The 13,258-nt window shown below is 66.1% G+C and carries 12 protein-coding genes and 1 pseudogene; 9 read left to right on the top strand and 4 right to left on the bottom strand.

Going from position 1 to position 13,258, the window contains the following annotated elements:
* The first annotated feature begins 47 nt into the window (after nucleotides 1-47).
* Genes ACLQ6X_RS02595 through ACLQ6X_RS02610 form a run of 4 tightly spaced genes read left to right on the top strand, consistent with a single transcriptional unit; the run spans nucleotide 48 to nucleotide 4,371 of the window.
* Entirely contained in the window at nucleotides 48-1,016 is a 969-nt protein-coding gene (locus ACLQ6X_RS02595; RefSeq protein WP_411698607.1) for a carbohydrate ABC transporter permease, read from the top strand.
* Nucleotides 1,013-1,894 (top strand): carbohydrate ABC transporter permease, encoded by an 882-nt coding sequence (locus ACLQ6X_RS02600; protein WP_411698608.1) that lies wholly within the window; start codon nucleotides 1,013-1,015, stop codon nucleotides 1,892-1,894. Before ACLQ6X_RS02595 ends, ACLQ6X_RS02600 begins: the two co-directional genes overlap by 4 nt.
* Entirely contained in the window at nucleotides 1,891-3,339 is a 1,449-nt protein-coding gene (locus ACLQ6X_RS02605; RefSeq protein WP_411698609.1) for a GH1 family beta-glucosidase, read from the top strand. The genes ACLQ6X_RS02600 and ACLQ6X_RS02605 overlap by 4 nt, the downstream gene beginning before the upstream one ends.
* A 9-nt stretch (nucleotides 3,340-3,348) precedes the next feature.
* Entirely contained in the window at nucleotides 3,349-4,371 is a 1,023-nt protein-coding gene (locus tag ACLQ6X_RS02610; protein WP_411698610.1) for a LacI family DNA-binding transcriptional regulator, read from the top strand.
* A 71-nt stretch (nucleotides 4,372-4,442) separates the two neighbouring features.
* Here the strand turns inward: ACLQ6X_RS02610 and ACLQ6X_RS02615 are convergent, their stop codons facing one another.
* Both ACLQ6X_RS02615 and ACLQ6X_RS02620 read right to left on the bottom strand, forming a co-directional pair.
* Nucleotides 4,443-5,255, bottom strand: coding sequence for an aldo/keto reductase (locus ACLQ6X_RS02615; RefSeq protein WP_411698611.1), 813 nt, complete (start codon nucleotides 5,253-5,255; stop codon nucleotides 4,443-4,445).
* Nucleotides 5,256-5,341: 86 nt separating this feature from the next.
* Nucleotides 5,342-5,932, bottom strand: a complete 591-nt coding sequence (locus ACLQ6X_RS02620; RefSeq protein WP_411698613.1) for a TetR/AcrR family transcriptional regulator — start codon at nucleotides 5,930-5,932, stop codon at nucleotides 5,342-5,344.
* Nucleotides 5,933-6,098: 166 nt separating this feature from the next.
* Between ACLQ6X_RS02620 and ACLQ6X_RS02625 the strand changes: the two genes are divergently transcribed.
* The 5 genes and pseudogenes from ACLQ6X_RS02625 to ACLQ6X_RS02645 all read left to right on the top strand — a co-directional run bounded on the left by ACLQ6X_RS02625 (nucleotide 6,099) and on the right by ACLQ6X_RS02645 (nucleotide 10,946).
* Nucleotides 6,099-7,346: an aminotransferase class III-fold pyridoxal phosphate-dependent enzyme gene (locus ACLQ6X_RS02625; protein WP_411698614.1), complete on the top strand. Its 1,248-nt coding sequence runs from the start codon at nucleotides 6,099-6,101 to the stop codon at nucleotides 7,344-7,346.
* 188 nt (nucleotides 7,347-7,534) lie between these two features.
* A pseudogene (locus ACLQ6X_RS02630) lies at nucleotides 7,535-8,335 on the top strand (ABC transporter substrate-binding protein); the annotation flags it as partial.
* The gene (locus ACLQ6X_RS02635) at nucleotides 8,238-9,014 is read left to right on the top strand and encodes an ABC transporter substrate-binding protein (protein WP_411698615.1); all 777 of its coding nucleotides are present in this window, start codon (nucleotides 8,238-8,240) and stop codon (nucleotides 9,012-9,014) included. The pseudogene ACLQ6X_RS02630 and the gene ACLQ6X_RS02635, both read left to right, overlap by 98 nt.
* 58 nt (nucleotides 9,015-9,072) lie before the next feature.
* Nucleotides 9,073-10,086 (top strand): ABC transporter permease, encoded by a 1,014-nt coding sequence (locus ACLQ6X_RS02640; protein ID WP_411698616.1) that lies wholly within the window; start codon nucleotides 9,073-9,075, stop codon nucleotides 10,084-10,086.
* Nucleotides 10,083-10,946 carry an ABC transporter permease gene (locus ACLQ6X_RS02645; protein WP_411698617.1) on the top strand — a complete coding sequence of 288 codons (864 nt, stop codon included), beginning with the start codon at nucleotides 10,083-10,085 and terminating at the stop codon, nucleotides 10,944-10,946. Before ACLQ6X_RS02640 ends, ACLQ6X_RS02645 begins: the two co-directional genes overlap by 4 nt.
* Here ACLQ6X_RS02645 and lspA read toward each other — a convergent pair.
* Both lspA and ACLQ6X_RS02655 read right to left on the bottom strand, forming a co-directional pair.
* The gene (lspA, locus tag ACLQ6X_RS02650) at nucleotides 10,943-11,467 is read right to left on the bottom strand and encodes a signal peptidase II (protein ID WP_411698618.1); all 525 of its coding nucleotides are present in this window, start codon (nucleotides 11,465-11,467) and stop codon (nucleotides 10,943-10,945) included. The two genes, ACLQ6X_RS02645 and lspA, sit on opposite strands and share 4 nt — an antisense overlap.
* A 46-nt stretch (nucleotides 11,468-11,513) precedes the next feature.
* The gene (locus tag ACLQ6X_RS02655) at nucleotides 11,514-13,184 is read right to left on the bottom strand and encodes an ABC transporter ATP-binding protein (RefSeq protein WP_411698619.1); all 1,671 of its coding nucleotides are present in this window, start codon (nucleotides 13,182-13,184) and stop codon (nucleotides 11,514-11,516) included.
* Nucleotides 13,185-13,258 lie beyond the last annotated feature (74 nt).

A 13,258-nucleotide genomic window follows, 5' to 3' on the forward strand; every position in this document is an offset into this window, starting at 1 on the left:
CCCTTTCACCGTTTCCCCCTCTCGACTCCCGCAAGGACACGCTTCCTATGACCGCAACAGCCCTGGCCGACGAACGGCGGGTGAGACGCATAGCGTTCGGCAACCGCCTGAGCTACTGGGACTTCAAACTCTCCCCGTACCTCTACGTCTCCCCCTTCTTCATCCTGTTCGCCCTCACCGGGCTCTTCCCGATCCTCTACACGGCCTATGTCGCGGTCTTCGACTGGCACATCATCGGCGGCCAGGGCGACTTCGTCGGCGCCGGAAACTTCGAGTGGGTGCTCGGCCAGGAGAAGTTCTGGATCGCGCTGCGCAACAGTTTCAGCATCTTCCTGCTCTCGGCCATCCCGCAGGTGATTCTCGCGCTCATCATCGCGGCGGTGCTCGCCCAGAACCTGCGCGCGAAGACCTTCTGGCGCATGGGAGTGCTCGTGCCCTACGTGGTCGCACCCGTCGCCGTCGCGCTCATCTTCAGCAACATGTTCGGCGACCAGTACGGACTCATCAACAACGTGCTCGGCAGCGTCGGTCTCGACCCGGTCGGCTGGCACTCGCAAGTCGTGCCGAGCCACCTCGCCATCGCCACGATGGTGAACTTCCGCTGGACCGGCTACAACGCCCTGATCTTCCTCGCCGCGATGCAGGCGATCCCGCGCGACTACTACGAGGCCGCGATGCTCGACGGCGCGAGCAAGGTGCGCCAGTTCTTCTCGATCACGATCCCGTCGCTGCGACCCACCCTGATCTTCGTCATCATCACCTCGACGATCGGTGGCCTGCAGATCTTCGACGAGCCCCGTATGTACGACACCACCGGTGCCGGCGGTTCGAGCGCCCAGTGGCTGACGATCACCATGTTCATCTACAACCAGGGCTTCGGCCAAACGGGCGGCGGCCAATTCGGCCACGCCGCCGCAGCCGCGTGGCTGCTCTTCATCATCATCATCATCGTCGGGCTCATCAACCTCGCGGCGACGCGGGCTATCGCGAGCGCGGGATCGAGAAACGGCAAATGACCACGTCAACCGCACCCGGCTGGTTCACCCGCCGCAAAGCCAGATCCGCCGCCACGAACAAGCCGGGCCTCTTCGGCTACGCGTTCCTCGTCATCGTCATCCTTCTGGCGCTGTTCCCCCTCTACTGGTCGCTCCTGATCGGTAGCGGTGACTCGTCCACGATCAATAAGCAGAACATCGACTGGCTGCCCGGCGGCAACTTCCTCAAGAACGCAGCGGCCGTGGTGAATGATCCGAGCGTCGGGTTCTGGCGGGCGCTGACCAACAGCATCATCGTTTCCACCGTAGTGTCGTTCTCGGTCGTGCTGTTCTCGACGCTCGCGGGCTACGCGTTCGCCAAGCTCAGGTTCAGGGGCAGCCGCCCGATGCTGATGTTCATCATCGCGACGATGGCCGTGCCGACCCAGCTCGGCATCGTGCCGCTGTTCATCGCGATGTCGCAGTGGCTGCACCTCAGCGGCACTCTCCTCGCGGTGATTCTGCCCGCCCTCGTCACTGCGTTCGGCGTGTTCTGGATGACCCAGTACCTGACCCAGGCGCTGCCCGACGAGCTCATCGAGGCCGCCCGAGTCGACGGCGCGTCGATGATCCGCACGTTCTGGCACGTGGGCCTGCCCGCCGCCCGACCGGCGGCGGCCATGCTGGCGCTGTTCACTTTCGTCGCGACGTGGACGAATTTCTTCTGGCCGTTCATTATTCTGGACAGCAACAACCCCACTCTTCCCGTGGCGTTGTCGCTGCTGCAGAGCAACTACTTCGTCGACTACTCCATCGTTCTCGCCGGCGTTTTGCTCTCCACCATCCCGCTGCTGATCCTGTTCGCGGTAGCGGGCAGGCAGCTCGTCTCGGGAATTATGCAAGGAGCGATCAAGGGATGACCGGACTCATCGACACCACGCGCCCCGCGCCGGTGCCCCAACCGACCGACAAGCGCGCGTTCCCCAGCGACTTCCTCTTCGGGGTGGCGACCGCCGCGTACCAGATCGAGGGCGCAGCGCACGAAGACGGACGCACCGACTCCATCTGGGACGCCTTCGCCCGCGTGCCGGGCGCCGTCGTCGACGGGCACGACGGCGAGGTGGCCTGCGACCACTACCACCGCTACGAGAGCGACGTGGCGATGATGGCCGACCTGGGCCTGCAGACGTACCGTTTCTCGACATCGTGGTCGCGCATCCGGCCCGATGGCGGCCCCGTCAACCCGAAGGGCCTCGATTTCTATTCGCGACTCGTCGACTCCCTGCTCGAGAAGAACATCAAGCCCTGGCTCACGCTCTACCACTGGGACCTGCCGCAGGCCCTCGAGGAGAAAGGCGGCTGGGCGAACCGCGACACCGCGCTGCGCTTCGCCGAGTATGCGGTCGACGTGCACGCGGCCCTCGGCGACCGGGTGCAGAACTTCACCACGCTCAATGAGCCGTGGTGCTCGTCGTTCCTCAGCTACATCGGCGGCGAGCACGCGCCGGGCCGCCAGGACACCGAGGCCGGCCTCGCCGCCGGCCACCACCTGCTGCTCGCGCACGGGCTCGCGGTGCGCGAACTGCGCGCGCTCGACCCGACGCTCGGCCTCGGAATCACGCTGAACCTGACCGTGGCCGACCCCGTGGACCCGACCGACGAGGGCGACGTCGATGCCGCCCGCCGCATCGACGGCCAGTTCAACCGGTTCTTCCTCGACCCGATCTTCCGCGGCGAGTACCCGGCCGACGTTCTCGACGACCTCGCGGGCCTCGGGCTCGAGAAGTACATCGAGCCCGGCGACCTCGACATCATCTCGACCCCGATCGATGCCCTCGGCGTCAACTACTATCACGGCGAGGCGCTCACGGTTCATCCCGTCGAGCTGGAGATGTCGACCGCCGCGCCGTCGGAGCGCCCGAAGCGATCGCCCTTCCCCGCACCCGAGGGCATCTACTGGAAGCTGCGCGACCTGCCACTCACCGCGATGAACTGGGAGGTGCAGCCCGAGGGGCTGACCCGCCTGCTGCGCCGCATCAACGACGAGTACACGGGCACCGCCGTCAAGCTCTACGTCACCGAGAACGGTGCGGCCTTCGACGATGTGGTGGCACCGGATGGCGCCGTTCACGACGCGGAGCGGGCGGAGTTCTTGCGCGTCCATTTGAGCGCGATCCAGGACGCGATCGCCGAGGGCGTGAACGTCTACGGCTACTTCTACTGGTCGCTGATGGACAACTACGAGTGGGCCTGGGGCTATCACAAGCGTTTCGGCATCGTACGGGTCGACTACGAGACGCAACAGCGCACGCTCAAGGACAGCGCCCTCGAGTACCAGCGCATCATCGCAAACCGCGCGCTGTAGCGTGGGGTTATGAGCAGCTCCCCGTCGCGACGACTCCCGCCGACACTCGAAGAAGTGGCCGCCGCGGCGGGCGTCTCGCGGTCGACGGTCTCGCGCGTCGTCAACGGATCCACCCGGGTGAGCGCCGAAGTACTCGAGAACGTCACGCGGGCGATCGACGAACTGCGCTACGTGCCCAACCGGGTGGCACGATCGCTGGCCAACCGCCAGACCATGGCGATCGCGCTCGTCGTGCCCGAGGAGACCACCCGGTTCTTCGGCGACCCGTACTTCGCGTCGATCGTCGATGGGATCGCGAGCGCGCTGCAGCCGAGCGACTACGTGCTCAACCTGCAGTTCGCGAGTCCGGGAGCACCCTCGGAGAAGACCGTGCGCTACCTGCTCGGCGGCAACGTCGACGGGGCGATCGTGGTGTCGCACCACTCGGGCAATCACTTTCTCGCGAGCCTCAGCCACAGCCTGCCCGTGGTCTTCGGCGGGCGTCCGCTGCACCCGGACGAGCAGCCGAGCTACTACGTCGATGTCGACAACGTGGCCGCCGCCGAGATGGGCACCCGCTATCTGATCGATCAGGGGCGTCAGCGCATCGCGACGATCACCGGCTCGAGCGATATGCCCGCCGGTATCGACCGCGAGGCGGGCTGGCAGCGGGCGATGGACCGCGCCGGGCTGCGCACCGACCTGGTCGCCCGGGGCGACTTCTCGATGGCGAGCGGGGCGCGCTGCATGCGCGCGCTGCTCGACCGGGCGCCGGGCCTCGACGCCGTGTTCGTGGCGAGCGACCTCATGGCCACCGGCGCGGTGTCGGTGCTGCGCGAGCGCGGGCGGGCGATCCCGAGCGACGTCGCGGTCGTGGGCTTCGACGACAGCCCGGCGGCGATCGGCGGCGAGGTAGACCTGACCACCGTCTTCCAGCCCTCGGTCGAGATGGGCGAGGCGATGGCGCACATGCTCGTCGGCCTGCTGCGCGGCGAGGAGCCCGGCCCGGTGACGATCATGCCGACGCGGATGGTCGTGCGGGAGAGCGCCTAGGCGTCTGGGTCGCCGTCGCACCGGTCGCGAGGCGGTCCCCAGCATGGCCGGCGAGAGTGCCCGTGGTCACGTCAGGCGAGCTTGTAATAGTCGGGCTCGATGTTCTCACCGCGGTCGAGCCCGTCGAGCAGTATCATTTCCCGATCCGTCAGCTCGAAGTCGAAGACCCGGAGGTTCTCGGCCAGCCGGGCCGGGTTCGCGCTCTTCGGAACGGTCACGAGACCGTGCTGCACGTGCCAACGCAACACGATTCGCGCGACGCTCACCCCGTGCGCCTCGGCGATGGCCGCGATCGCCGGGGAGTCGAACACCCCGCCGCGAGCGAGCGGAGACCACGACTCGGTGATGATGCCCAGACGGTCGTGGTTCGCCCGCTCGCTCTCGCGGATGTTGAAGGGGTGCAACTCGATCTGGTTGACGGCCGGAATCGCTCCGCCGAGCGCGATGAGATCATCGAGCTGTGTCGGCGAGAAGTTGGAGACTCCGATGTGTCGGGTCAACCCGCCCTGCTGTGCTGCCTCGAGCCCCTGCCAGGCTTCGCGATGGAAGCCGCCGAGGCTGTAAGGCCAGTGGACTAGATAGAGGTCGAGGTAGTCGAGACCTAGCGCGTCGAGCGAGGCCTGCGCCGCCGTCACCGCCCTCTCATGGTCGGCGATCCAGAGCTTCGTGGTGACGAAGAGTTCTGTGCGGTCGATACCCGAACGGCGAATGCCCTCCCCCACCCCTCTCTCATTGCCGTAGATGTGGGCTGTGTCGATCAAACGGTAGCCGGCCTCAATCGCGGTCGCGACGGTGGTCGCGGTGGTCTCGTCGTCCATATCGAAGACGCCGAGGCCGAGCTGCGGCATTCCGATGCGCTCGGCCAGACCGGTGTGTACGGACACGGTTCCTACTCTCTTTATTGAACGCTGGTTCTAAAAAGAATTGGTACCACAGAATGCGGGCGCGGCGCAAAGACCAGCGCCGCGAGCTAGACCGAGATGCGCTCGAGGAACGCGTCGGCGATTGCGCGCTGACGCTCGGGAACCATGTCGTCGGGATACATCACGGCCTGCACCGAGATGCCGTCGATGAGGGCCTGGATCTCATCGGCGAGCACGTCGTTGCTGACGGACGAAACCAGCTCCCCACGTTCACGCCCCGATTGGAGCATCCCGACCCACCATTCGCGCCCGCCCACGATCGAATCGCGGCGCACGGCGTTGAGGCGATCGTTGACGAGCGCCTGCGACCAGAAACTGACGTCGAGGACGGCCTCGATGCGACGCACCTCGTCGAACGGCAGGGCTTCGTAGAGGGCAGTGCGCACTGCGGCCATGCCGGTGGCCCCCTCGTTCGCGACGGCCGCGCGATCGAAGACCCGCTGGAAAGCGAGCTTGTGCGCCGAGATCAGGATGTCTTCTTTGTTGCTGAAGTAGTGCGACAGAACCCCGTTTGAGAACCCGGCTTCTCGCGCGATCTCGCGGATGGTCGCCGCCTCGATGCCCTGTTGTGCGATTACCCGCCAGGTCGCCTCGAGAATCTCACGACGACGCTGTTCGTGATCGACGATCTTGGGCATGGCTATTGCCTCTTCCTGAGAGAAGTGAGTGTTCCCAACTATTTTGGACGCTCGACTTAATTTACCTGATTGAAACGTTCCCGATATTTATCTTGAACACGCGTCCGAAAAACTGTGTACATGCTCCCCCGTGCCCCGCACGGATCTCGTACACGAAGGAATCGCGATGACTATCAGCACTCCGCAACGCCAGTTGCTCGCCGACGCCGCCCTGCGTGAGCGCGCCTCCGCGGTCGTTCCCGGCGGCGTCTACGGGCACATGAGCGTGATGCGCCAGATGCCGCCGAGCTACCCGCAGTTCTACTCGCGCGGTTCCGGCGCACGGGTTCACGATGTCGACGGCAATGAGTACATCGACTTCATGTGCGCGTTCGGCCCGATGATCGCCGGTTACGCGAATCCGGTGATCGACGCGGCCGCCCGCGAACAGCAGGTGCTCGGCGATGCGCTCTCGGGGCCGACCTCCCACTTTGTGGCACTCGCCGAGCTTCTGGTCGAAACGGTGGCTCACGCCGAATGGGCCATGTTCGCCAAGAACGGCACGGATGCCACGTCCATCGCCGTGGTCACGGCACGCGCGGCCACCGGCAAGACGAAGCTGCTCAAGGCCCGCAAGTCCTACCACGGGGCCAACGCCTGGTTCACGCCGGCGCCCGCGGGCGTCACGGCAGCCGACCGTGCCAACATCATCGAGTTCGACTACAACGACATTGCATCGGTCGAGACCGCCGTCGCCGAGGCCGGCGGAGACGTAGCCGCGATCATCGTCACCCCGTTCCGCCACGATGGGCTCACCGATCAGGAGTACGCGACGCCCGAGTTCGCCGTCGGCGTGCGCGCCATCGCCACACGCATCGGCTCCGCGCTCATCCTCGACGAGGTGCGCACCGGGTTCCGCATCGATGCCGCCGGCGCCTGGGAGCAGTACGGCGTGCGCCCCGACCTCACCGCATTCAGCAAGGGAATAGCCAACGGCTACGCCCTCGCCGCCGTGGTCGGAATCGACGCGTTCAAGCAGGCCGCCTCTGAGATCTACGTAACCGGGTCGTTCTGGATGGGCGGCGTCTCGATGGCGGCCGCGGTCGCCACCCTCGGCATCCTCACCAACGGGGGCATCGCCGCGATGACGAGCGCCGGCGACGCGTTCCGCACCGGGATCCAGACACAGGCCGAGGCACACGGATTCACCGTGGTGCAGACCGGACCGGTCACGATGCCCTTTCTCCGATTCGAGGACGACGCCGAGCTCAGTACGGTCTTCGCGTTTACCGACGCCGCCATCAGGAGGGGCGTCATCCTGCACCCCTGGCACAACATGTTCCTCTCAGCGGCGCATACCGACGACGACATCCGCGACGCGCTCGAGCGCACCGACGACGCCTTCGCTGAGACCCGCTCGCTCTTCCCCCTGTAACTGCCCTTCCCCACCGCACCACCACCCCCCACCAAGGAGATCTGATGTCTGATCGACGTACCCGATCCGGTGGCTGGAAAGCAGCCATCGCCACCCTCGCGCTCGCCACGACCGCGCTCACCGGCTGCTCGTCGGCCGGCCTCGCCACCTCGGGCGGCGCCGACCGCCAACTCGTGATCGCCCGCGCAATGGACGTGAGCACCCTCGACCCGCAGCGAGGCTACTGCGACACCTGCCAGATCGTGTTCAGCGCGCTCTACGAGACGCTCGTCACCGTCGATCCCGACGACCCGAGCACGATCCTGCCGCGCCTGGCCACCGAGTGGAGCAACAACGACGACTTCACGTCGTTCACCTTCACGCTCGACCCCGACGCCGTGTTCTCCGACGGCTCGCCCGTCGAATCGAGCGACGTGAAGTTCACCTTCGAACGCTTGATGAACCTGCAGGGCCCCGCCTCGTTCCTCATGGCCGGGCTCGCGAGCGTCGAGACCCCTGACGCTCAGACCGTCACGGTCACGTTCAGCGCCCCGAACTCCGCGTTCCTCGCCATCGTCGCTGCGCCGTATACCGGCGTCGTGAACGAAGAAGTGGCTGCCGAGAACGGCGCAAGTGCCGCAGCGGATGCCGCCACCACAGATACCTCGGAGGAATGGTTCGCTCAGAACTCGGCGGGCAGCGGTCCATACACTCTGGGGGGCTACGACGCTGGGCAGTCTGTCGACCTCACCCGCAACGACGAGTTCTGGGGAACGGCAGCCACCTTCCCCTCGGTTCTCATCAACGAGGTCGCCGACTCCAGCTCGCAGCTGCAGCAGTTGCAGCAGGGCGATGTCGACATCGCCATGCAGATCTCGCCCGACGCGATCGCGCAGCTCGAGGGCAGCGGCGATGTCACCGCACAGCTCGTCGACTCGTTCAACTACACGTACCTCGAGTTCGCTCCCGGTGCGGCAGGCGGCGAGGTACTCGACGACCCGAAGGTACGCGAGGCGATCAAGTACGCCATCAACTACGACAAGGTCATCGAGACCACCGTCGCCGGTAAGGGGCAAGACGCAGGGTTCGCCGATCCCCAACGGCTTCGAGGGCAGCGAAGGCCAGGTGCTCCCCAGCTACGACGTCGACAAGGCGAAGTCCCTGCTTGCCGAGGCCGGCGTTCCCGACGGCTTCACGATCGCCTCCGCCTACCCGAAGTTCTCCGTCTACGGCGTCGACTTCGACGTAATGATGCAGAGCATCCAGCAGGACCTCGTGGATGTGGGCATCACGCTCGAGCTGCAGCCGATGGAGTACACCCAGTGGGCCGAGCTGATCGCGGGCGAGGGAACACCCATCACCGCGGTCTACTTCGCGCCCGACCACACCGACTCGAGCCAGTACGCCTCGTACTTCGGCATGATGCCGTCGAGCCCGTGGAGCCTCAGCGCCAGCGTCGACGGCCCCGTCGTCAACCAGGCCGAGGTCGACTCGCTCGCCAAAGCGCTCACCGAGAGCGGCGCCGACCGAACCGCCACCTACACGGAGCTGGGCAAGCAGATGGCCGGCGATCTCATCATCCTGCCGATCGTCAATCCGCAGCTCGTACTCGCCCACGCGAGCGACATCACGGGCGTCGCGTACAGCCCGTGCTGCAACCTCGACCTATCGACCCTCGGCGTCAAGTAGTCCCGACCACGAATACGGGGTGAGCCGCTGAGTCGGCCCACCCCGGATTGAGGTAACAATGCCCCGCTTTCTGCTCAAACGCATAGCGATCATGCCGCTGCTCCTGCTCGGAGTGGTCACGATAGCCTTCGTCATCTCCCGCTTGCTTCCGGCCAACCCGATCGCGTCGATCGTCGGCCAGCGCAACCTCGGCAACGAGGTGATCGTCGCCGCGGCCGAGAAAAAGTGGGGCCTCGACCAGCCGATCATCGTTCAGTACTTCAACTACATCGGCAACCTGTTCACCGGCGATCTCGGCACGTCGTTCGTTACCAAGTCACCCGTTCTCAGCGACTTGGCCGACCGCCTTCCCGCGACCCTCGAGCTCGCGGTCGTCGCGCTCGTCATCGGCGCGGTGGGCGGCATCCTGCTCGGCGTCATCTCGGCCGCCCGCAAGGACCGGCTGCCCGACCAGCTCAGCCGCCTGTTCGCGCTCGTCGGCTCGTCGCTACCGATCTTCTGGACGGGACTTCTCTTCCTCTTCGTCTTCTATGCGCAGCTCGGCATCGCCCCCGGGCCAGGACGCCTCTCGGCTCGCGTCATCCCGCCCGAACAGGTCACGGGCTTCTACACTGTCGATTCGCTTCTCGCCGGCAACCCGGCGCTGTTCTGGGATGCCTTCACCCACCTGCTGCTTCCCGCGTTCATCATGGGCTGGGGCCTGATGGGTACGATCAGCCGTCTCGTGCGGGCCTCGATGCTCGACGAGCTCGGTGCCGACTATGTGCGCACCGTTCGGGCGAAGGGCGTCAGCGAAGGGCAACTGCTGAGGCACCACGTACTGCGAAACTCACTCACGCCGGTGGTGACCGTGCTCGGTTTCGCATTCGGCGCCCTGCTGATGAGTGCCGTTCTGGTGGAGACGATCTTCTCCTGGAACGGCATCGGCTCCTACGCCGTCGAAGCCACGCGCGCGCTCGACTACCCCGCAATCAACGGCGTGAGTCTGCTCGGCGGCGCGGTCTTCCTGCTCGCCAACCTGGTGACCGACGTCACCTACGCCGTCGTCGACCCGAGAGTGAGACTGACATGACCGTCCTGCAGGCACCCGCCCCTGTTCCTACCCGCACCTCCCAGATGCGTGCCTCGGCGTGGCTGCGGCCGCAGATGCTCTTCGCCTACGTGATCCTCGGGCTGTGGGTCGTCGTGCTGGTCGGGGTGCAGTGGATCGCGCCATTCGATCCGCTCGCAGCATCCGGAACCCGGCTTTCTCCCCCGAACGGCGAGCACCTGCTCGGCACCGACTCCCTAGGGCGCGACGTGTTCAGCCGCACGCTCTACGGGGCTCGAGAATCACTGCCGATCGCCGTCGCGGCGATCATCGGGGCGGTCGCCATCGGATGCGCTCTCGGGGCCATCGCTGGATTCTTCGGCGGCTGGGTGGATGCCACGATCATGCGTCTCGCGGATATCACCATGGCGTTCCCGGCGATCCTGCTGGCGATGGCGGTCGCGGCGGCTCTCGGGCCGGGTCTGCAGAACGCCCTCGTCGCGATCGTCGCCGTGTGGTGGCCGATCTACGCCCGACTCACCCGCGGGCAGGTGCTGTCGATCAAGCAGCGCGAACACGTCGAGGCCGCGACGGCGATCGGGTCAGGACGCTGGCGCACCCTGGGCAGGCACATCCTGCCCCACTCGGCGACGCCGATCATGGTGAACGCCACCATGGACCTCGGACAGATCATCCTGCTCGTGGCTTCCCTCAGCTTCCTCGGCCTCGGCGCGCTGCCGCCGTCGCCGGAATGGGGCGCCATGATCACCGACGGCGCGAAGAACTTCTACCAGCCGTGGATCGCGGCGGCGCCCGGACTCGCGATGGTCAGCGTGACGCTCGCGATGAACTTCCTCGGCGACGGACTTCGTGACGCGTTCGACGTGAAGGGTCGGCGCTAGCCTTCGTCTTCGACGCCGGCGCGCTCTTCGGCACGCGCGCCCGTCACCGTAAGCACGACCAGCATGACCGCGCCAGCGAAGATCGCTATGTCGGCGAGATTGCCGATGAACAGGTTTCCGTAGGCGATGAAGTCGACGACGTGTCCGCGGGCGAAGGCGGGGTCGCGGAAGAGTCGGTCGCCGAGATGGGTCGCCGCACCGCCCAGCAACAGCCCCAGCGTAACCGTGAGGCCGGGCGAGCCGGCGCGGCGGGCGTACCAGACGATGAAGACCACGGCCGCGGCGGCGAGGATCGTGAAGATCCAGGTGAAGCCCTCGCCGATAGAGAAGGCGGCACCCGGGTTGTAGACGAGCTGGAACCGGATGAGGTCACCGATCACCGGAATGACCTCACCGTCGCCGAGCTCGCTTTCGGCCCACCACTTGCTCGCCTGATCCGCCACGATCACGACGCCGGCGATGAGCAGCACGAGCCAGAAGTAGCGGCTCGGAATGCGGGCGGGGGTCTTCGTTTCGGTCATCCCGCAATTATGGTCGAGACTCGACCACGGCAATGCCGGGAGGGGCTCAGCCCGCGGGGTTCGGAATCGCCGCAAGCAGCTGGCGGGTGTACTCGTGCTGCGCCGACTCGAAGATCTGCTCGGGCGTGCCGCTCTCGACGATCTGGCCGCGGCGCATTACGTGTACGAAATCGCTCACCTGACGCACGACCGCGAGATCGTGGCTGATGAAGAGGTAACTGAGACCCATCTCGTCCTGCAGGCGGGTGAGCAGATCCAGGATCTGGGCCTGCACGAGCACGTCGAGGGCCGACACGGCCTCGTCGAGCACGATGAGTTCGGGATGAAGCGCGAGTGCGCGCGCGATCGCGACGCGCTGGCGTTGCCCTCCGGAGAGTTCGTGCGGGTGGCGGTCGAGAAGGTTCTCTGGGAGGGCAACCTGATCGGCAAGCTCGCGCACCCGGGCGCGCTGTTCCGCGCGTGAACCGATTCGGTGAACGAGGAGAGGCTCACCGATCGTCGATCCCACGGTGTAGAGCGGATCGAGCGAGGCGAACGGGTTCTGGAATACCGGCTGCACCTTACGTGTGAAGGCGAAGTGCTGCGCGCGGGTCATCGTCGAAATGTCGGTGCCTGCGTGGTCGATAGTTCCGGACGTCGGCTTTTCGAGTCCGAGCACGAGCCGTGCGGTCGTCGATTTTCCCGAGCCGCTCTCGCCGACGATCGCGACGGTATGCCCTCGCGGGATGCTGAACGTGGAGTCGTCGACGGCGAGGAAGCCGCGTTTGGCACCCCACGCCGTGTCGCGCACGCGGTATTCCTTGGTGAGGTTGGTGACGGTGATCACATCGCCGACCGCGCTCGAGTGGCGGGCTCGTTCGGTGGGCCGGTGGCTGGTCAGACTCGGTGCCGCGTCGATCAGACGACGGGTGTATTCGTGGCGCGGATTCTCGAGAATCTGGCGGGCAGGCCCGTGCTCGACGATGTCACCACGGAACATCACGAGAACGTCGTCGGCGCGCTCTGCCGCCAGTCCGAGGTCGTGCGTGATCATGATGACCGAGGTGCCCATGCGGGTCGTGAGGGCGGCGAGCTGATCCAGCACCTGGCGCTGCACGGTGACGTCGAGGGCCGAGGTCGGCTCGTCTGCGATGAGCAGCCGCGGTTCGCAGGCGAGACCCATCGCGATGAGCACCCGCTGTCGCATGCCGCCGCTGAACTCGTGCGGGAACTGACGGAAGCGGCGCTCGGGCTCGGGAATGCCGACCATCTCGAGCAGCTCGATCGCACGCGCGACGGCGGCCTTGCCCGTGGCGAATCCGTGGGTCTCGAGCACCTCGGTGATCTGGCGGCCGATGCGCAGCACCGGGTCGAGATTCGACATTGGATCTTGCGGCACCAGACCGATGCCGGCGCCCCGGATCGCGCGGATCTGACGATCGCCCACCGTGGTGAGATCGACGCCCTCGAAGATCACCTCGCCGCTCGCAACGGTCGCGTTGGAGGCGAGGAGTCGGTTTATCGATGCCGCCAAGGTGGACTTCCCCGAGCCCGATTCGCCGACGATCGCGAGGGTGCGGCCGGCGTGCAGATCGAAGGACGCATTCCGCACCGCCGTGAACTCCCCGGCGCGCGTTCGGAACGTCACCGTCAGATCGCGCACCGAGAGCAGCGGGACCACCACCTTGGCGGTGGGGTCGACGGCACCTAGATCGAGAACAGCCTCTTTATTGGACATGCGACCAAAATAAATCCCGCGGGTTTCATCCGGTAACGCAATCTGTTTCGAGCGGGTAAATTATCGCTCCGCCG

Origin of the sequence: Conyzicola sp., assembly GCF_046714715.1 — a bacterium.
Lineage (GTDB): Bacteria > Actinomycetota > Actinomycetes > Actinomycetales > Microbacteriaceae > Conyzicola.